Annotated in this window: 15 protein-coding genes; 13 read left to right on the top strand and 2 right to left on the bottom strand. The window is 74.7% G+C overall.

What is annotated here, in order from left to right:
* Positions 1-16: 16 nt before the first annotated feature.
* Genes HOY81_RS09445 through mutM form a run of 4 tightly spaced genes read left to right on the top strand, consistent with a single transcriptional unit; the run spans position 17 to position 2,866 of the window.
* Entirely contained in the window at positions 17-616 is a 600-nt protein-coding gene (locus HOY81_RS09445; protein WP_237319806.1) for a DUF177 domain-containing protein, read from the top strand.
* Between the two features lie 2 nt (positions 617-618).
* A complete protein-coding gene (gene rpmF / locus HOY81_RS09440) occupies positions 619-792 on the top strand; it encodes a 50S ribosomal protein L32 (RefSeq protein ID WP_237319805.1) in 174 nt (57 codons plus the stop codon).
* Positions 793-811: 19 nt separating this feature from the next.
* Positions 812-1,624, top strand: a complete 813-nt coding sequence (rnc, locus tag HOY81_RS09435; RefSeq protein ID WP_237319804.1) for a ribonuclease III — start codon at positions 812-814, stop codon at positions 1,622-1,624.
* Between the two features lie 60 nt (positions 1,625-1,684).
* Positions 1,685-2,866, top strand: coding sequence for a bifunctional DNA-formamidopyrimidine glycosylase/DNA-(apurinic or apyrimidinic site) lyase (gene mutM, locus HOY81_RS09430; RefSeq protein WP_237319803.1), 1,182 nt, complete (start codon positions 1,685-1,687; stop codon positions 2,864-2,866).
* Here the strand turns inward: mutM and HOY81_RS09425 are convergent.
* On the bottom strand, positions 2,784-3,788 hold the full coding sequence (locus HOY81_RS09425; RefSeq protein ID WP_237319802.1) for a CAP domain-containing protein: 1,005 nt from the start codon (positions 3,786-3,788) through the stop codon (positions 2,784-2,786). The two genes, mutM and HOY81_RS09425, sit on opposite strands and share 83 nt — an antisense overlap.
* Positions 3,789-4,033: 245 nt before the next feature.
* Between HOY81_RS09425 and HOY81_RS09420 the strand changes: the two genes are divergently transcribed.
* From HOY81_RS09420 to ftsY, 5 genes are all read left to right on the top strand, one after another.
* Complete coding sequence (locus tag HOY81_RS09420) at positions 4,034-4,297, top strand: acylphosphatase (RefSeq protein WP_237319831.1); 264 nt, start codon at positions 4,034-4,036, stop codon at positions 4,295-4,297.
* A gap of 299 nt (positions 4,298-4,596) precedes the next feature.
* Positions 4,597-4,809, top strand: a complete 213-nt coding sequence (locus HOY81_RS09415) for a hypothetical protein (protein ID WP_237319801.1) — start codon at positions 4,597-4,599, stop codon at positions 4,807-4,809.
* Between the two features lie 326 nt (positions 4,810-5,135).
* Entirely contained in the window at positions 5,136-8,927 is a 3,792-nt protein-coding gene (locus tag HOY81_RS09410) for an AAA family ATPase (protein ID WP_237319800.1), read from the top strand.
* A 234-nt stretch (positions 8,928-9,161) separates the two neighbouring features.
* Complete coding sequence (locus HOY81_RS09405) at positions 9,162-10,589, top strand: sugar porter family MFS transporter (RefSeq protein ID WP_237319799.1); 1,428 nt, start codon at positions 9,162-9,164, stop codon at positions 10,587-10,589.
* Between the two features lie 270 nt (positions 10,590-10,859).
* Positions 10,860-12,071 (top strand): signal recognition particle-docking protein FtsY, encoded by a 1,212-nt coding sequence (gene ftsY, locus HOY81_RS09400; protein WP_237319798.1) that lies wholly within the window; start codon positions 10,860-10,862, stop codon positions 12,069-12,071.
* Between the two features lie 139 nt (positions 12,072-12,210).
* Here ftsY and HOY81_RS09395 read toward each other — a convergent pair whose 3' ends face one another.
* Positions 12,211-12,906 (bottom strand): bifunctional DNA primase/polymerase, encoded by a 696-nt coding sequence (locus tag HOY81_RS09395; RefSeq protein WP_237319797.1) that lies wholly within the window; start codon positions 12,904-12,906, stop codon positions 12,211-12,213.
* Positions 12,907-13,177: 271 nt separating this feature from the next.
* Here HOY81_RS09395 and HOY81_RS09390 point away from each other — a divergent pair, with 271 nt between their 5' ends.
* From HOY81_RS09390 to HOY81_RS09375, 4 genes are all read left to right on the top strand, one after another.
* Positions 13,178-14,836, top strand: a complete 1,659-nt coding sequence (locus HOY81_RS09390; RefSeq protein ID WP_237319796.1) for a hypothetical protein — start codon at positions 13,178-13,180, stop codon at positions 14,834-14,836.
* Positions 14,837-15,179: 343 nt separating this feature from the next.
* Positions 15,180-16,490: an ammonium transporter gene (locus HOY81_RS09385; protein WP_237319795.1), complete on the top strand. Its 1,311-nt coding sequence runs from the start codon at positions 15,180-15,182 to the stop codon at positions 16,488-16,490.
* Positions 16,487-16,825, top strand: coding sequence for a P-II family nitrogen regulator (locus HOY81_RS09380; RefSeq protein ID WP_237319794.1), 339 nt, complete (start codon positions 16,487-16,489; stop codon positions 16,823-16,825). The genes HOY81_RS09385 and HOY81_RS09380 overlap by 4 nt, the downstream gene beginning before the upstream one ends.
* A complete protein-coding gene (locus HOY81_RS09375; RefSeq protein WP_237319793.1) occupies positions 16,806-19,301 on the top strand; it encodes a [protein-PII] uridylyltransferase in 2,496 nt (831 codons plus the stop codon). The genes HOY81_RS09380 and HOY81_RS09375 overlap by 20 nt, the downstream gene beginning before the upstream one ends.
* Positions 19,302-19,367: the final 66 nt, after the last annotated feature.

Here is a 19,367-nt window from a genome sequence, read left to right as displayed (position 1 = left end):
CCACCGTGCCCCCCTCGTGTTCGACACGCGCGAGCTGGGGCGGCGGCCTGGTGCGATGAAGGAGCTCTCCCGCACGGTGCCGGCGCCGAAGGATCTCGGTGTGGAGTTCATCGGGGTGCCGGAGGGCGCGGCCGTGGAGCTGGACCTCCGCCTGGAGTCGGTCATGGAGGGGGTGCTCGTCACGGGCACCGCCCGTGCGCCGCTGCGGGGGGAGTGCGTAAGGTGTCTGGAGCCGCTGGAGCAGCACGCCGAGGCGGACTTCCAGGAACTGTTCACCTACCCCGACGCCGACGACCGGAGCCGCCCCGCGGACACCGGCGACGACGCCGAGGAGGAGGACAGGTTCTTCCTCGAGGGCGATCTCTTCGACCTCGAACCCGTGCTGCGGGACGCGGTGGTGCTGTCACTGCCGCTGCAGCCGGTCTGCCGGGAGGACTGCCCCGGTCTCTGCCCCGAGTGCGGGGCGCGGCTGGCGGACGATCCGGAGCACCGGCACGAAGACGCCGTCGACATCCGTTGGGCGGCACTGCAGGGACTCGCCGAGACCATCCGGGACGGCGAGAAGGACGATCAGAGCGGCGCCGGACCGGACGCCGACGGGAAGCAGGAGAAGTAGCCGTGGCCGTTCCGAAGCGGAAGATGTCGCGCAGCAACACGCGCCACCGCCGGTCGCAGTGGAAGGCTGCGGTCCCGACCCTGGTGAAGTGCGAGCGGTGCCAGGAGCCCAGGCAGCAGCACATCGCGTGCCCCAACTGCGGCACCTACAACAAGCGTCAGGTCCTCGAGGTCTGATCGGCGGGTGACTCGCTCCATGTCAGACGCCACGACGCCGCACGAGGCGGCACCGGCGGACCTGGTGGACGCGGCCTCGTCCCTCGCGCTTCTGGAAGGGCGGCTCGGCTATCGGCTCGAGTCCGCCCTTCTGGTGCGTGCGCTGACGCACCGCTCGTACGCGTACGAGAACGGCGGGCTGCCCACCAACGAGCGTCTCGAGTTCCTCGGCGACTCGGTACTCGGCCTGGTCGTCACCGACACGCTCTACCGCACGCACCCCGACCTGCCCGAGGGACAGCTCGCCAAGCTTCGGGCGGCCGTGGTCAACTCCCGGGCCCTCGCCGATGTGGCGCGCGGGCTCGAACTGGGCTCCTTCGTCCGGCTGGGCCGGGGCGAGGAGGGCACCGGCGGGCGCGACAAGGCCTCCATCCTCGCCGACACCCTGGAGGCGGTGATCGGGGCGGTTTATCTGGACTGCGGTCTGGACGCGGCCTCCGAGCTGGTGCACCGCCTGTTCGATCCGCTGATCGAGAAGTCCGCCGGGCTCGGCGCCGGACTCGACTGGAAGACCAGCCTCCAGGAGCTGACCGCCGCGGAGGCCCTCGGCGTGCCCGAGTACGCGGTCAGTGAGACCGGCCCGGACCACGAGAAGATCTTCACGGCTGCAGCCCGCGTCGGTGGTGTCGCGTACGGCACCGGCACCGGCCGCAGCAAGAAGGAAGCCGAGCAGCAGGCCGCGGAGGCCGCCTACCGGGCGATCCGTACGGCGGCCGACGCACGGGCCGACGACGGCGACGCCGCGGCGGCCAGCCCGGCCCCCGGCGACCCGGGCGACCCCGGCGCCTCCTGAGGGGGCCGGGGCCCGCCCCGCCCCACACCGCGCCGACCGACCCGTTCCCAGGAGAACCAGGTGCCCGAACTGCCCGAGGTGGAGGTCGTACGGCGCGGCCTGGAGCGCTGGGTGGCCGGCCGGGCCGTCGACGGTGTGGCCGTGCTGCACCCGCGCGCCGTGCGGCGGCACGCCGCCGGCGGGCGGGACTTCGCGGACCGCCTCGCCGGGGCCGTACTGGGGGCGCCGCGGCGCCGCGGGAAGTACCTCTGGGTGCCGGTGGCCGGGACCGGGACCTCGCTCCTCGCCCACCTCGGCATGAGCGGCCAGCTCCTGGTCCAGCCCGCGGGCGCGCCCGACGAGCGGCACCTCCGGGTACGCATACGGCTGGCGGAGCCCGCGGCCGGGACGCCGGCCGCAGGCACCGTCGGCACGCCGGCCGTAGACACCGCCGCCACGCCGGCCGCAGACACCGTCGGGGCCCCGGCGGCAGGCACTGCCGGGCACCTGGCCGCGGACACGGCCGGGACTCCCGCGGTGCCCGGCCCGGGCGCCCGGCCGGTTCCCGGCCCGCAGCCGTCCGCCGGGGCGGATCCGGCGACACCGGCCGGTCCGGACGACTGGCAGAACACCGCCGACGCCGCCCCGCCGGTGCCCCCCGCCGAGCTGCGCTTCGTCGACCAGCGCACCTTCGGCGGGCTCTCACTGCACCCGGACACCGCCGACGGTGTCCCCGACGTGATCGCGCACATCGCCCGGGACCCGCTGGACCCCGGCTTCGACGAGGACGCCTTCCACGCAGCGCTCCGCCGCCGCCGGACCACGGTCAAGCGGGCGCTGCTCGACCAGTCCCTGATCAGCGGTGTCGGCAACATCTACGCCGACGAGGCGCTGTGGCGGGCGCGGCTGCACTACGACCGGCCCACCGCCACCCTCACCCGGCAGCGCACCGCGGAGCTGGTCTCCCACCTCCGGGAGGTGATGGCCGCCGCCCTCGCGGTCGGCGGCACCAGCTTCGACAGCCTCTACGTCAACGTCAACGGCGAGTCAGGCTACTTCGAGCGCTCCCTGGACGCGTACGGGCGCGAGGACGAGCCCTGCCGCCGCTGCGGCACACCCCTGCGTCGCCGGCCGTGGATGAACCGCTCCAGCTACTTCTGCCCCCGCTGCCAGCGCCCGTTCAGAAGCCGAAGTTCTGCGTCCACCACGGCCCGCCCTCGGCGAAGTGCGCCCCCACACCCAGCGTCCGGTAGTCGCAGTTGAGGATGTTGGCACGGTGTCCCGGGCTGTTCATCCAGGACTCCATGACGGCCTCGGCGTCGGCCTGGCCGCGGGCGATGTTCTCGCCGCCCAGGTTGTCGATCCCCGCTTCCTCGGCCCGGTCCCAGGGCGTCTCGCCGTCCGGTGAGGTGTGGGAGAAGAAGCCGCGGTCGGCCATCTCCGCGCTGTAGTCCCCGGCCAGCTCGGCCAGGTCCGGATCGGCCGTCACCGGCTTGCAGCCGGCCTGGGCGCGTTCCTGGTTGACCAGTTTCAGCACCCGGGCCTCGGCGGCCGTCTCGGCGTCCAGGCTGCCGCCGGTGCCGTCCCCGCCGGGCGTGGCCGACCGGGTGCGGCCGGGATCCTCCGAGGTGTCCGTGCGCTCGTTCCCGTCCGGACTCGCGTCGCTGCCGCCGGTGTTCTTCTCGCGGCTGGGGGAGGTGGTCCTCGAGGGCTGCTGCGAGGACTCCGGCGTCTTCTCGCGCTCGCTCGCGTCCGGCTCGGCGCTGCGGGACGGGTCGGCCGCGGAGGAGGACGGGGCGGAGGCCGAGGGGGCGGTGGAGCGCCGGTGGTCCCGGTCGGCGCCGCTGGTGCCCCTGTCCGGGGCCGAGGGGGAGGCGCTGCCGCCCTGGGCGTCCAGACCGGTGGGGCCGCCCGCGCGTATGCGGTCGCCCGGGCCGCCCGGGTCGCCCACCGTGTAGGTGCCCGAAGGGCCGGGAATCAGCCCGGAGGCCACCGCGACGGCACCCATGGCGACCGCGGCGGAGACGCCCAGCAGGCCGGTGCGCACCGGGGCGGCGTTCCGCTTGCGGTGGGTTCCGCGGTGCCGTCCGGCACCGTGCCGTGCGGTGGCGTGCCGTCCGGCGCCGTGCCGGCCGGACACCACGGGTTCGGGAGCGACGGAAGTGGCGCGTCGATGGCGGCCCATCTCTGCTGTCCTCACATGCTCGGGGGGCACTCACCCGTCCGGGTGACTCCATTGACCGGGGAGACTACGGCATGGACGGGAGGGCCCGTGAGTCTCCCGGTCATTTGTCCGGATAGCGTGCGGGGATGCGTACGAGGACGGACGAGGACGGGGAACGCCCCCCGGCGGCCGCGCGGCCCGCTCCCGCCCGGGGCGCCGCGCCCCCCGCGGGCCCCGGAGAGGCCACGGGCGCCGGGGCGGCCCGGATGACGGCGTGGGTGCGGGGGCGGGTGCAGCGGGTGGGCTTCCGCTGGTTCACCCGGGCGGCCGCGCTGGGCATCGGCGGCCTGGAGGGGTTCGCGGTCAATCTGCGCGACGGCCGCGTCCAGGTGGTGGCCGAGGGGGAGCGGGCCCGCTGCGAGCGACTGCTGGAGTGGCTGCGGAACGGCGACACGCCCGGGACGGTCGACGGCGTCACGGAGATCTGGATGCCGCCCCGGGGCGGCTACGACGGCTTCGAGATCCGGTGAGCGCACGTGTGCAACAACTGGTTGCCATTTGCGGCCGGGCGTGCAAGGCTTCCCGCACAAGTGATCTCCGCGGGCTCCCACGGGACGCCGCTTCCGGCCGCCGCGGCCGTCGAGGCAGGGCCACCCGGGGGACCGGAGCGTGATCGTGTTGACCGCCAAACCATTTGGTGAGATTCTGGAAGCCCCGCGCACCTTAACTGTTTGACCCTGAAGACAAGTACAGAGCAGACACCGCGGGTGCGATTCCCTCACGACCCACACCGCTCCGGTCGGTCATTCAGTGTGGAGGACCATCCATCATGGCAAAGGCGCTTCTCGGTTACGTCGGCGGCTCCGACCCCCGAGTCCTCGCCGAGATGCGACGGCTTCAGCAGCGCGTCCAGGACCTCGAATCCGAGCTCGTTCGGATCCAGGCCGAGAACGACGCGCTGTCGGCTGCCGCACGTCGTCACGGCGGCGACTCGCTGCTCGAAGGCATCGACGTTTCCAAGGCGGAGCCTGCGCTGACCTGATCGGCCCACCCGGCCGGTCGGGCTGTCGCGACAGTCAACCGCTCAGGAAATTCAAGGGACGCTTCGGCGTCCCTTCGTCGTTGCAGGGGTGGTCCATCCTTCCGCTTCCCTCGGCGCCCCCTGCTTCCTCCGGCGTGGCTCGGGTCCCCTGCTACGGAGTGTTTCCCGACTGCTTACCGTCTGATGTGCCCTGCGCCCCCCGTCCCGAAACCCGCCCCGGAACCCGCCCCGGGACCGCGGCGAACACCACGGCGAACACCACGGCGCTCCGGCCCGCGGCGTGAACGAGGGCGACGGGCGAGGGCCGGGAGGTAGAGTCCGACGGCGTGCACCTCAAGAGCCTGACCCTGCGCGGGTTCAAGTCCTTCGCCTCCGCCACCACGCTGCGCTTCGAGCCCGGCATCACCTGCGTGGTAGGCCCCAACGGCTCGGGCAAGTCCAACGTGGTCGACGCCCTGTCGTGGGTGATGGGCGAGCAGGGTGCCAAGTCGCTGCGCGGCGGCAAGATGGAGGACGTCATCTTCGCCGGCACGACCGGGCGTCCGCCGCTCGGCCGCGCCGAGGTCTCGCTGACCATCGACAACGCCGACGGCGCGCTGCCCATCGACTACTCCGAGGTCACCCTCACGCGGATCATGTTCCGCAACGGCGGCAGCGAGTACCAGATCAACGGCGACACCTGCCGACTGCTCGACATCCAGGAACTGCTCTCCGACTCCGGTATCGGACGGGAGATGCACGTCATCGTGGGGCAGGGGCAGCTCGACGGCGTCCTGCACGCCGACCCCACCGGCCGCCGGGCCTTCATCGAGGAGGCCGCCGGTGTCCTCAAGCACCGCAAGCGCAAGGAGAAGGCGCTGCGGAAGCTCGACGCGATGCAGGCCAACCTCGCGCGCGTACAGGACCTGACGGACGAGCTCCGGCGGCAGCTCAAGCCGCTCGGTCGGCAGGCCGCGGTCGCCCGGAAGGCCCAGGTGATCCAGGCCGACCTCCGGGACGCCCGGCTCCGGCTGCTCGCCGACGACCTGGTGACCCTGCGCGAGGCGCTGCGCGCCGAGGTCGCGGACGAGGCGGCGCTCAAGGAACGCAAGCAGGCCGTGGAGGCCCGGCTGAAGGAGGCCCTCCGGCGGGAGGCGGACCTGGAGCAGCAGGTGCGGACCCTGACCCCGCGCCTCCGCCGTGCCCAGGAGACCTGGTACGAGCTCTCGCAGCTCGCCGAGCGGGTGCGCGGCACGGTCAGCCTGGCGGACGCCCGGGTGAAGAGTGCCGGCGCTCCGCAGGAGGAGGAACGGCGGGGCCGCGACCCGGAGGAGATGGAGCGGGAGGCCCGGCGCATCCGCGAGCAGGAGGCGGAGCTGGAGGCCGCGCTCGAGGCGGCCTCCCGCGCGCTCGAGGACACCGTCGCGCACCGGGCGGAGCTGGAACGCCGGCTGCACGAGGAGGAGCGCAGGCTGCGGGACGCGGCCAAGGCCCTGGCCGACCGCCGCGAGGGGCTGGCCCGGCTGAACGGCCAGGTCAACGCCGCCCGGAGCCGCGCCGCCTCGGCACAGGCGGAGATCGACCGGCTGACCGCCGCCCGCGACGACGCCCTGCACCGGGCGGAGGAGGCGCAGCAGGAGTACGAGACGCTGCGGTCCGAGGTCGACGGGCTGGACGCCGGGGACGCGGAGCTGGCCGCGGCGCACGAGGCGGCGAAGCAGGCGCTGGCGGAGGCCGAGGCGGAGCTGACCGCCGCCCGGGACGCGGCCACGTCGGCGGAGCGCGAACGGGCCGCGACGGCCGCGCGGCACGAGGCGCTCGCGCTGCAACTGCGCCGCAAGGACGGCACGGACGCGCTGCTGGGCGCCCGGGACCGGCTCACCGGCCTGCTCGGGCCGGCCGCCGAGTTCCTCGGTGTGGCGCCGGGGTACGAGGTGCCGGTGGCCGCCGCACTGGGGGCGGCCGCGGACGCGCTGGCGGTGGCGGACCCGGCCACCGCTGCCGACGCCTTCCGTCTGCTGCGCAAGCACGACGCGGGTCGTGCGGCCCTGCTGCTCGCCGAGCCCGGTCCGGACGCGGCGCAGGAGGCCCGTGCCGCCGGGCCCGGCGGCACGGGACCGCAGGACGACCGGGGGCTCGCGACCGTGAGCCGGCCCGCTCCGGACCACGCAGCGGGCTCCGGGGCGGCGGGCTCTCCGGCCGGCCATGCTGCGGGGCCCGGGGGAGGGGAGACCGCGCCGGGCCCCGGGGCCTCCGGGGTCACCGAGGGCGCCCCCGGTGACGTCACCGGACCCTCCGGTCCCGCCGGCACCCCCGGGAGCGCGGGCGGCCCGCGGTGGCCCGCCGCGGCGGGCCTGGTGACGGCGCCCCCGGGCCTGCGGACGGCGGTCCGTGCGCTGCTGGACCGCGTCCTCGTGGTCCCCACGCTGGAGGACGCCGAGGAACTGGTCGCCGCGGACCCGGCTGCCGTCGCCGTCACCGCCGAGGGCGACCTGCTGGGCGCGCACTTCGCCCAGGGCGGTTCGGCCGGCGCGCCCAGCCTGCTGGAGGCGCAGGCCGCCGTGGACGAGGCCGCCGCCCGGCTGGAGGAGCTGGGCACCCGTTGTGCCGAGACCGCCGAGGCGCAGCGGCGGGCCGAGGAGCGGCGCCGTGGCTGCACGGCGGAGGTCGAGGAGCTGGGCGCCCGCCGGTCCGCGGCGGACCGGGAGAAGTCGCAGGTCGCCGGGCGACTGGGCCGGCTCGGCGGTCAGGCACGGGCGGCCGCGGAGGAGGCCGAGCGGTCGGCCGCCGCGGTCACGCGGGCCGAGGAGACCCTGGAGCGCGCCCGGCAGGAGGCCGAGGAGCTGGCGGAGCGGCTGGCGGTCGCCGAGGAGGCGCAGGAGGAGGAGAGCGAGCCGGACACCTCGCTGCGGGACCGGCTGGCCGCCGACGGCGCCAACGCCCGGCAGACCGAGATGGAGGCCCGCCTCCAGGTCCGTACGCACGAGGAGCGGGTGAAGGGCCTTGCCGGGCGGGCGGACTCCCTGGACCGGGGCGCACGGGCCGAGCGGGAGGCGCGGGCCCGGGCGGAGGCCCGGCGGGCCCGGCTGCGCCGGGAGGCGGAGGTCGCGGCGGCCGTGGCCGCCGGTGCGCGCCGGTTGCTGGCGTACGTGGAGGCGTCGCTGGTACGGGCGCAGGAGGAACGTGAGGGCGCCGAGAGCGCCAAGACGGAGCGGGAGCAGGCGCTGGCCGCCGAGCGGGACGCCGGTCGCGAGCTCAAGGACGAGATGGACAAGCTGACCGACTCGATGCACCGCGGTGAGGTGCTGGGGGCGGAGAAGCGGCTGCGGGTCGAGCAGCTCGAGACGAAGGCGCTGGAGGAGCTCGGCGTGGAGCCGGGCGTGCTGGTCGCGGAGTACGGGCCGGACCAGCCCGTGCCGCCGTCGCCGCCGGCCGAGGGCGAGGAACTGCCGGAGGATCCGGAGCACCCGCGGAACACACCGGTGCCCTTCGTGCGTGCGGAGCAGGAGAAGCGCCTCCGGGCGGCCGAGCGGGCGTACCAGAAGCTGGGCAAGATCAATCCGCTGGCGCTGGAGGAGTTCGCGGCGCTCGAGGAGCGGCACCAGTTCCTCAGCGAGCAGCTCGACGACCTGAAGAAGACGCGGGCCGACCTGCTCCAGGTGGTGAAGGAGGTCGACGAGAGGGTCGAGCAGGTCTTCACCGAGGCGTACCACGACACGGCGCGCGAGTTCGAGGGCGTGTTCTCCCGGCTCTTCCCCGGCGGCGAGGGCCGGCTGGTGCTGACGGACCCCGACGACATGCTGACCACCGGCGTCGACGTGGAGGCCCGCCCGCCCGGCAAGAAGGTGAAGCGGTTGTCCCTGCTCTCCGGCGGGGAGCGCTCGCTGACGGCGGTGGCGCTGCTGGTCTCGATCTTCAAGGCACGCCCCAGCCCGTTCTACGTGATGGACGAGGTCGAGGCGGCGCTCGACGACACCAACCTGCAGCGGCTGATCCGGATCATGGAGGAGCTGAAGGACAGCTCCCAGCTCATCGTGATCACGCACCAGAAGCGCACGATGGAGGTCGCCGACGCGCTCTACGGGGTCTCGATGCAGGGTGACGGCGTCTCGAAGGTGATCAGCCAGCGGCTGAGTTGAGCTCCACCCGTTCGCCACGTCGGCGTTAACTTCTTCACATCCTGAACACGACTAGGCCGTGGCGTGGCTCGCGCGCGCGAGAATCCGGCGCTCTCCCCCTATTGACTTCGACACTTGAAGGCATAGTCTCTGCAACGTCGTTTTTACCTTCAACTGGTGGCGGGCTCTTCCGTGCACCGGACGGAGGTGAGGTCCCGAGCCCGGCATCGCCGCCGGGCACCGCAGGAGAGCACCGTGACCAGCACCGCGCCGCGGGTGCAGCCGGAGGCCCGGGCCGCCCGGCCGCAGCACCTCAGCCATGTCGTCTTCATCGCCGCCGCCGCCGCGATGGGCGGCTTCCTCTTCGGCTACGACAGCTCCGTGATCAACGGCGCCGTCGAGGCGATCCGGGGCCGCTACGCCGTCGGTTCCGAACTGCTGGCCCAGGTCATCGCCGCCGCCCTGATCGGCTGCGCCCTCGGCGCCGCCACCGCCGGCCGTCTCGCGGACCGCCTCGGGCGCATCCGCGTGATGCAGATCGCCGCCGTCCTCTTCACCGCCAGCGCAATCGGTTCGGCGCTGCCCTTCACCCTCTGGGACCTCGCCTTCTGGCGCGTCCTCGGCGGGGTCGCGATCGGCATGGCCTCCGTGATCGCCCCCGCCTACATCGCCGAGGTGGCGCCGCCCGCCTACCGCGGCCGGCTCGCCTCCTTCCAGCAGGCGGCCATCGTCATCGGCATCGCCGTCTCGCAGCTCACCAACTGGGGCATCCTGAACCTCGCCGACGGTGAGCAGCGCGGCTCCCTCGCCGGGCTGGAGGCCTGGCAGTGGATGCTCGGCGTGGAGGTGATCCCCGCGGTCCTCTACGGGCTCCTGACCTTCGCCATCCCGGAGTCCCCGCGCCACCTGATCTCGGCCGGCCGCACCGCCGAGGCGCGCGAGGTGCTCCGCGAGGTGGAGGGCGAGGACGTCGACCTGGACGCCCGGGTCGCGGAGATCGACCAGGCCATGCGCAGCGAGCACACCTCGTCCCTGCGCGACCTGCTCGGCGGGCGCTTCGGGCTGCTGCCCGTCGTCTGGGTCGGTGTCGGGCTCTCGGTCTTCCAGCAGCTCGTCGGCATCAACGTGATCTTCTACTACAGCTCCTCGCTGTGGCAGTCCGTCGGCATCGACCCGAGCAGCTCGTTCTTCTACAGCTTCACCACCTCGATCATCAACATCGTCGGTACGGTCATCGCCGTGCTGCTGGTCGACCGGGTGGGCCGGAAGCCGCTGGCGCTGACCGGCTCGATCGGCATGGCGGTCTCGCTCGGCCTCGCCGCCTGGGCGTTCTCCTACACGTCCGGCACCGGCGCGGACATCACCCTCCCCGCCCTCCAGGGCAACGTCGCCCTCGTCGCCGCGCACGCCTTCGTCCTCTTCTTCGCCCTCTCCTGGGGCGTGGTGGTCTGGGTGCTGCTCGGCGAGATGTTCCCGAACCGCATCCGCGCCGCCGCTCTCGGCGTCGCCGCCGCGGCTCAGTGGGTGGCGAACTGGCTGATCACCGTGACCTTCCCGAGCCTCTCCGACTGGAACCTCTCCGGGGCCTACGTGTTCTACACGGCCTTCGCCCTGCTCTCGATCCCGTTCATCCTCAAGTGGGTGCCGGAGACCAAGGGCAAGGCGTTGGAGGAGATGGGCTGAATCCCCGCTGCCCGCTCCTCGCATGCAGGCTGCCCCGGCTCACACGGAGAGCCGGGGCAGCGCTGTGCCCGGGGCACCGCACCTCACGAGCCGGCCGGCGGGCTTCTGGGATACTGGCCCGTGCCGCTGCCGCTCCCCGTACGGCGGAGGCGCACCGGCCGGCCGCTCCGGCGGCCCCGCGAGGGCCGTAGCCCGTCCGCGCCCGCGGACGGACGGTCCGCACAACGCGCCCACCGGCGCCAGCCGGTGGTTCTCGTCTGAAAGGCACCGATGGACATCATCATCCTTGCCGTGGTGATCGGCGTGCTCGCGCTGGGCGCGCTCAGCGGGCTCGTGATCAGCGGCCGCAGGAAGAAGGCCGCGGAGCCGCCCGAGTCCGCCGCCCCCACCACCACCGCACCGCCCGCCGAACCGCACGTCGGAGAGGAAGCCGAGGCCGCTCTCGAGGAGCCGCGCAGGACGATCGAGGAGGTCGGACTGCCGGAGGCCGAGGCGGAGGCCGTCACCGAGGCCCCGGCCGCCCCGCCGGCCCCGGCCGTCGAGGTGCCGGAACCCTCGGCCGGCCGGTTGGTGCGGCTCCGGGCCCGCCTCGCCCGTTCCCAGAACACCCTGGGCAAGGGCCTGCTCACGCTGCTCTCCCGGGAGCACCTCGACGAGGAGACCTGGGAGGAGGTCGAGGACACGCTGCTCAGCGCCGACGTCGGGGTGACCCCGACCCAGGAGCTGGTGGAACGGCTCCGGGAACGGGTCAAGGTGCTCGGTACCCGCACCCCGGAGGAGTTGCGGGGCCTGCTGCGCGAGGAGCTGCTCACCCTGGTCGGCCCGGACCTGGACCGTACGGTGCACACCGAGCCGCGCGGCGGGGTGGACCGGCCCGGCGTGGTGCTGGTGGTGGGCGTCAACGGCACCGGCAAGACCACCACCACCGGCAAGCTCGGCCGGGTGCTGGTCGCCGACGGCAAGTCGGTGGTGCTCGGCGCGGCCGACACCTTCCGCGCCGCCGCCGCCGACCAGTTGCAGACCTGGGGGGAGCGGGTCGGTGCCCGCACCGTCCGCGGCCCCGAGGGAGGGGACCCGGCCTCCGTCGCCTTCGACGCCGTCAAGGAGGGCGGCGACGAGGGCGCCGACGTGGTGCTCGTCGACACCGCGGGGCGGCTGCACACCAAGACCGGCCTCATGGACGAGCTCGGCAAGGTCAAGCGCGTGGTGGAGAAGCAGGGCCCGGTGGACGAGGTGCTGCTGGTGCTGGACGCCACCACCGGCCAGAACGGCCTGGTGCAGGCGCGGGTGTTCGCGGAGGTGGTCGACATCTCCGGCATCGTGCTCACCAAGCTGGACGGTACCGCCAAGGGCGGGATCGTGGTGGCGGTCCAGCGCGAGCTGGGCGTACCGGTGAAGCTGATCGGCCTCGGTGAGGGAGCCGACGACCTGGCGCCGTTCGAGCCGGAGGCGTTCGTCGACGCGCTGATCGGCGCGGAGTGACGCGCCCCGGCGGTGGTCCCGGCACGACCGGGGCCACCGCCGTGTCCGGGGCGCCGGCCGGGGTGCGCCGGACGTACCCCGCCGGGCGGCCGGCACCGTCCGGCACACCCCGGCCGGCGGCGTGGCGGGGCGCGCGCCCTCAGGCGGCCGAGCGGTGGCTCACATAGGCCAGCGTGCCCAGCAGCAGCCGCGCCTCGGGGGGCCGTGGCGCCCCGTCCAGCGCGGGGCCGCGCAGCCAGCGCACCGGACCCAGGCCGCCGAGGTCGGAGGGGGGTGCGGTGATGTGGTCGCCCTCACCGAGGCAGTGCAGATCGAGCCCGGTGTCGTCCCACCCCATGCGGTAGAGCAACTGCGGCAGCTCCCGGGCCGCGCCCGGAGCCACCAGGAACCAGACCCGGCCGTGCGGAGTGAGCGCGACCGGGCCGAGCGGCAGTCCCATCCGCTCCAGCCGCACCAGCGCCCGGCGCCCCGCGGACTCGGACACCTCCAGCACGTCGAAGGCCCGGCCGGCCGGCAGCAGCAGCGCGGCGCCCGGCGTGGCGGTCCAGGCCGCGACCGCGTCGTCCACGGTGGCGCCCGGCGGGATCTCCCGCGCCCCGTCCAGCGGGTGCGCGCCCGGAGCGGCGCAGCGCTCCGCGCCGCACGAGCACCGGGTGCGGCCGGCGTGGCGCACCGCCCGGGCGCCCGGCACCACCGGCCAGCCCCACAACCCCGTGTACTCCGCCACGGCCGTGCAGTCGGAGGCGCGGGCGCGCCGTCGCCCCCCGGGGCGTAACTCGCGGATCTCCCGCCGGTCCCGGATGCCGCTGCCGATGGCGCCGATCGTGAAGCCCATGCCCCCTCCAACGGGTCCCGTGTGCTGGTGGTTACGATCGCACTGCGTACGGTGACGGTCGAGGGTGCGGGCAACCGGTGATCCGTGCCGGGGCCGGCCGCGCTGCCTCGTCTCCCGGGTCAAGTGAATCGCGTGTGGGTGCGGAAAGGTTCATCCGAAGGGGTGGCGAAAGGTGGCGATTCTGTCATCGGCCTCGCAAGGCAGTGATCGTAGGATTACTTTCGGTACACACAGTGGTTGAGAGCGCCCGGCGCGTGCCTATGCCGGAGGCATGGTGCGCGACGGGCCCGGATGGGGGCGTGACGTGAGCGGCAGCGGCGGCGGCGTCGGTGGCGGTGGCGCGCAGAAGCGTCCGAACGAGCAGCTCGGCTCGTGGTTCGTGCGCAGCGGCTGGTCGAAGGGCGAGCTGGCCCGCCAGGTCAACCGCCGCGCGCGCCAGCTCGGCGCGCACCACATCAGCACCGACACCTCGCGGGTGCGCCGCTGGCTGGACGGCGAGCAGCCCCGTGAGCCGATCCCGCGGATCCTCTCCGAGCTGTTCTCGGAGCGCTTCGGCTGCGTCGTCGCGGTCGAGGACCTCGGCCTGCGCCCGGCCCGGCAGTTCCCCACGGCCTCCGGGACCGACCTGCCCTGGGCCGGGCCGCAGACCGTGGCGCTGATCAGCGAGTTCTCCCGCAGTGACCTGATGCTGGGCCGCAGCGGCTTCCTCGGTGCCTCGCTGGCGATGTCGGCGGGTCCCGCCCTGATCGAGCCGATGCAGCGCTGGCTGGTCCCCGGCCCCGGCGCGCCCACCGTGCACGGCTCCGCCGGGTTCGCCGGGGCGCCCTTCCGGCCCGGGGCGCGCGGCGGTGGCCCGGCCGTGCCCGCGCAGCGCTGTGACGGGCGCGGCGCCGCCGGCCGGGAGGCCGGTGCGGACCCGGACCGTGGGGCGGCGGGCGGGCGCCGGAGGCCCGGCCGGCTCTCCCCGCCCGAGCTGGAGCTGCTGGAGCAGACCACCGTGATGTTCCGTCGCTGGGACGCCCAGTGCGGGGGCGGGCTGCGCCGCAAAGCGGTGGTCGGGCAGCTCCACGAGGTCACCGAGCTGCTCCAGGAGCAGCAGCCGGAGGAGTGCGCCCTGCGGCTGTTCCGGGTGACCGCGGAGCTCTCCGAGCTGGCCGGCTGGATGAGTTACGACATGGGCATGCAGCCCACGGCGCAGAAGTACTTCGTGCTCGCCCTGCACGCCGCCAAGGAGGCCGGTGACCGCCCGCTCGGCGCGTACATCCTCTCCAAGATGAGCCGGCAGATGATCCATCTCGGCCGCCCCGAGGACGCCCTGGAGCTGATCCACCTGGCGCAGTACGGCAGCCGCGAGGGGGCCTGCACCCGCACGCAGGCCATGCTGTACGCGATGGAGGCACGGGCCTACGCCAACATGGGTGAGCCGGGCCGGTGCCGCCGGGCGGTGCGCATGGCCGAGGCGACCTTCGGCGACATCGCCCCGCAGGAGCCCGAGTCGGACTGGATCCGCTTCTTCTCCGAAGCCGAGCTCTGCGCCGAGACCGCCCACTCCTACCGCGACCTCGCCTACTCCGCGGGCCGCAGCCCCACCTACGCCACGCTTGCCGAGCCTGCCATGGAGCGCGCCGTCGAGCTCTTCGCCGCGGAGACGACCCGCGCCGAGGGCGGCGGCCACCAGCGGTCGTATGCACTCAATCTCATCGGACTGGCCGGGGTCCATCTGCTCCAGCGGGAGCCGGAGCGCTGCGCCTCCCGGGCCGGTCAGGCCATCGAGGTGGCCCGCAGGCTCCGCTCGGAGCGGGTGAACACCCGGCTTCGCAAGACGGCCGCCTGGGCCGCCCGGGAGTTCGGGCAGGTGCCCGAGGTCGCCCGGCTCACCGAGCGGCTCGCGCACGAGCTGCGGGAGGGAGAGACCGCGGAGGCCTGCTGAGCCTCCGCCCCCGATCGCCGGCCGCGACCGTCGCCCCGGACTGCCCGACTCGGCTCCCCCGCCAGGTCACACCGGGTGACGTCGCGGCCGGCTCCCGTGCGCCCGGTGGCGCGGTGCGCGCCGGGCGGCCCGGCCACGGTCCGCGGCCGCGACCGTGCCGGGGAGCACAGCCGGGCGGGCCGGTGGCCACCGGCGGTTCATGCAGACGTAACACCTCCCGAGGCTTCGTCACGGTGGCGAAACATCCGGCGGCATCGGCGGAAACCGCCCCCGGGGAACGTGGGGTCCATTCCCGGCCACCGACACCGCCCGTACGGGCCGCTACCCCGAGGAGACGTCCACATTGAACGGCGCGGACACCGCATTCGTGTTGATCAGCGCAGCGCTGGTCATGGTGATGACGCCCGGCCTCGCCTTTTTCTACGGCGGCATGGTCCGGGTCAAGAGTGCCCTCAACATGCTCATGATGTCCTTCGTCTCCCTGGGCATCGTCAGCGTGCTGTGGGTGCTCTACGGATACTCGCTGGCCTTCGGCCCCGACACCGGCGGGCTCATCGGCAATCTCGACCACATCGGTCTCCGGGGCATCTCCGTCGAGACCCTGACCGGCGGTGACGAGGGCATCCCCGTCTTCGCCTTCGCTCTCTTCCAGCTCATGTTCGCGGTGCTCACGCCCGCGCTCATCAGCGGCGCACTGGCCGACCGTGTGAAGTTCAGCGCATGGGCCCTCTTCATCTCCCTCTGGGTCACCGTCGTGTACTTCCCGGTGGCGCACTGGGTGTGGGCCGAGGGCGGCTGGCTCTACGAGCTGGAGGTCATCGACTTCGCCGGCGGCACCGCGGTGCACATCAACGCGGGCATCGGCGCGCTGGCGGCGGTCCTCGTCGTCGGCCGGCGCATCGGCTTCAAGAAGGACCCGATGCGCCCGCACAGCCTCCCGCTGGTGATGCTCGGCGCCGCCCTGCTGTGGTTCGGCTGGTTCGGCTTCAACGCCGGCTCCGCCCTGGGCGCCAACGGCACCGCCGCCACCATGGCGCTGAACACCCAGGTCGCCACCGGCGCCGCGATGCTCGGCTGGCTGATCTACGAGCGTGTCCGGCACGGCGCCTTCACCACGCTCGGCGCCGCCTCCGGCGCCGTCGCCGGCCTGGTCGCCATCACCCCGGCCGGCGCCCATGTGAACGCGCTGGGCGCCGTCCTGATCGGCCTGGTCGCCGGCGCCGTCTGCTCCTGGGCGGTCAGCCTCAAGTACAAGCTCGGCTACGACGACTCGCTGGACGTCGTCGGCGTCCACCTGGTCGGCGGCGTGGTCGGCACCCTGCTGGTCGGCGTGCTCGCCATCGACGGCGTGGGCGGCGCGAGCCAGCTCGGCAAGCAGGCCGTCGGCGCCTTCTCGGTGATGGCCTTCTCCTTCGTGGTCTCCTGGATCCTCGCCCGCCTCGTCCAGGCCACGGTCGGCTTCCGGGCCACCGAGGACGACGAGACCGCCGGTGTCGACCAGGCGTTCCACGCGGAGACGGCTTACGACTTCAGCGCCGTCGGCGGGGCCTCCTCCCGGGGTGCGGCGTCCTCCGCGGGCGCCCAGGACGACCTGGCGGCCACCGGCAGCGGGGCCGGCCAGCACAAGTCGCAGAACAAGAAGGTGGACGCGTGAAGCTCATTACGGCGGTCATCAAGCCGCACCGGCTGGACGAGGTCAAGGAGGCCCTGCAGGCCTTCGGCGTGCACGGTCTGACGGTCACCGAGGCCAGCGGCTACGGACGTCAGCGCGGCCACACCGAGGTCTACCGCGGAGCGGAGTACACCGTGGACCTGGTGCCGAAGATCCGCGTCGAGGTGCTCGTCGAGGACGACGACGCCGAGCAGCTCATCGAGGTGGTGGTCAAGGCCGCCCGCACCGGCAAGATCGGAGACGGCAAGGTCTGGAGCCTGCCCGTCGACTCGGCCGTCCGCGTACGGACCGGTGAGCGTGGCCCCGACGCGCTCTGAGGCCCCCGCCACCGGCGACGGCCACGCGGCGGACCGGCTCCGTCTCCTCACCGGGGAGGTGGAGCCCGGTCCGCCGCGCCGTGCCGCGCTGGCCGGCCTCACCGACCGCTGGCTGGCCGGGCTCTTCGGCACGCAGCCGCCCGGTACCGCACTCGTCGCCGTCGGCGGCTACGGGCGCGGCGAGCTCTCCCCGCGGAGCGACCTGGACCTCCTGCTGCTGCACGACGGCACCCTCGCGCCCCGGGAGGTCGCCGTGCTGGCCGACCGGATCTGGTACCCCGTCTGGGACGAGGGCCTGGCCCTGGACCACTCCGTCCGCACCCCGGCCGAGGCCTGCAAGGCCGCGGAGCAGGACCTCAAGGTGCAGCTCGGCCTGCTCGACGCCCGTCATGTCGCGGGCGACCCGCGGCTCACCGACGGCCTGCGCACCGCCGCGCTCGCCGGCTGGCGTTCGGCCGCCGCCCGCCGCCTCCCCGCACTGCGGGAACTCACCGTGGAACGCGCCCGGCGCCACGGCGACCTCCGCTTCCTGCTGGAACCCGACCTCAAGGAGGCCCGCGGCGGGCTCCGCGACGCCACCGCGCTGCGCGCCGTCGCCGCCTCCTGGCTGGCCGACGCCCCCCGCGAGGGCCTGGCCGAGGCCCGCGGTGCCCTGCTCGACGTACGCGACGCGCTGCACCTCGCCACCGGACGCGGCACCGACCGGCTCGCCCTGCAGGAGCAGGACCAGCTCGCCGGGCAGCTGGGCCTGCTGGACGCGGACGCCCTGCTGCGCCGGGTCTACGAAGCCGCCCGCACCATCGGCTACGCCGCCGACGTCACCTGGCGCGAGGTCGAGCGGGTGCTCCGCGGCCGCAGCCCGCGGCCCCGGCTGCGCACCCTGCTCGGCGGCCGCGGCCCGGCACCCGCCGCGGGCGCACGGGAGCGCACCCCGCTCGCCGAGGGCGTGGTCGCCCACGACGGTGAGGTCGCCCTCGCCCGCGCCGCGCGGCCGGACCGCGACCCGGTGCTGCCGCTGCGCGCCGCCGCGGCCGCCGCCCAGGCCGGCCTGCCCCTCGGCCTGGCGACGGTGCGCCGCCTCGCCCGGGGCCGCGCGCCGCTCCCGGTGCCCTGGCCCGCCGAGGCCCGCGAGGAGTTCGTGACGCTGCTGGGCGCGGGCGCAGCCGTGGTGCCGGTCTGGGAGGCGCTGGACGCCGCCGGGCTGGTCACCGGCCTGCTGCCGGACTGGGAACGAGTCCGCTGCCGGCCGCAGCGGAACGCGGTGCACCGGTGGACCGTCGACCGCCATCTCGTGGAGACTGCGGTGCGGGCCGCCGCCTTCACCCGCCGCGTGCACCGGCCGGACCTGCTGCTCGTCGCCGCCCTGCTGCACGACATCGGCAAGGGCTGGCCCGGCGACCACTCGGTGGTCGGCGAGACCATCGCCCGCGACGTCGCCGCCCGCATCGGCTTCGACGCCGCGGACGCCGAGGTGCTCGGCACGCTCGTACGCCACCACCTGCTGCTCGTCGACACCGCCACCCGGCGCGACCTGGAGGACCCGGCGACCGTACGGGCCGTGGCGCGGGCGGTCGGCCACCGCGGCACGCTGGAGCTGCTGCACGCCCTGACCGAGGCGGACGCGCTCGCCACCGGCCCCGCCGCGTGGTCCGCGTGGCGTGCCTCGCTCGTCGCCGACCTGGTGGCGCGGGTCGGGGCCGTGCTGGCCGGGGAACCCGCGACGGGACCCGAAGAGCCCGGCGAGCCGAGCGCCGAGGAGGAACGGCTGGCGCTGGAGTCCTGGCGCACCGGCGGCCCGGTCCTGGCGCTGCGCACCGAGCCCGGACCCGCCGGCCCGCCGGAGGGCGGGCCGGCGGCGGGCGAGCCCGCGGCCGAACCGGCCCACGGTGAGCCGCACGGGGCCGAGCTGCTGGTCGCGCTGCCCGACCGGCCGTTCGCGCTGCCCTCGGTGGCCGGTGTGCTGGCGCTGCACCGCGTCACCGTCCGCGCCGCCGAGCTGCGGCTGCTCCCGCTGCCCGCGGAGGCGGCCGGTCCGTCGGCCGGACCGGTGCTGCTGCTGAGCTGGCGGATCGCCGCGGAGTACGGCGCGCTGCCGCAGCCCGCGCGGCTCCGGGCGGACCTGCTGCGGGCCCTGGAGGGCACGCTGGACATCGAGAGCCGGCTCGCCGAGCGGGAGGCGGCCCAGCGCGGGCCGCGCCGCCGCGGCCCCGCCCCGCCGCCCCGGGTGACCGTCGCCCCCGCGGGCTCCCGGCTCGCCACCGTCCTGGAGGTACGGGCGCAGGACGCCCCCGGCCTGCTGCACCGGGTGGGCCGGGCCCTGGAGGGGGCGGGTGTCCGGGTGCGCAGCGCCCACATCAGTACGCTCGGCGCCAACGCGGTGGACGCCTTCTACGTCACCACCCCGGAGGGGGAACCGCTGCCGGAGGCGGCCGCCGCGGAGCTGGCCCGTGGACTGGAATCCGCACTCGGCCGCTGACCGCGGCTGACCGTCCGCGCCGCGGGCCGATACCCTTGGGGGTCGACCGTCCGCACCACATCCGAC

It is taken from the genome of Streptomyces sp. JJ36, assembly GCF_021696945.1.
In the GTDB taxonomy this organism is placed as follows: Bacteria; Actinomycetota; Actinomycetes; order Streptomycetales; family Streptomycetaceae; genus Streptomyces.
The sequence above is the reverse complement of the archived record's forward strand: the minus strand, read 5'-3'. Positions and strand labels throughout refer to the sequence as shown.

What these genes read in the sequence shown, in the direction of transcription:
- rnc (WP_237319804.1), top strand. Translation starts at nt 812, where the DNA reads ATGTCAGACGCCACGACGCCGCACGAGGCGGCACCGGCGGACCTGGTG.
- HOY81_RS09425 (WP_237319802.1), bottom strand. Translation starts at nt 3,788, where the DNA reads ATGGGCCGCCATCGACGCGCCACTTCCGTCGCTCCCGAACCCGTGGTG.
- HOY81_RS09420 (WP_237319831.1), top strand. Translation starts at nt 4,034, where the DNA reads ATGACGGCGTGGGTGCGGGGGCGGGTGCAGCGGGTGGGCTTCCGCTGG.
- HOY81_RS09415 (WP_237319801.1), top strand. Translation starts at nt 4,597, where the DNA reads ATGGCAAAGGCGCTTCTCGGTTACGTCGGCGGCTCCGACCCCCGAGTC.
- ftsY (WP_237319798.1), top strand. Translation starts at nt 10,860, where the DNA reads ATGGACATCATCATCCTTGCCGTGGTGATCGGCGTGCTCGCGCTGGGC.
- HOY81_RS09395 (WP_237319797.1), bottom strand. Translation starts at nt 12,906, where the DNA reads ATGGGCTTCACGATCGGCGCCATCGGCAGCGGCATCCGGGACCGGCGG.
- HOY81_RS09390 (WP_237319796.1), top strand. Translation starts at nt 13,178, where the DNA reads ATGGTGCGCGACGGGCCCGGATGGGGGCGTGACGTGAGCGGCAGCGGC.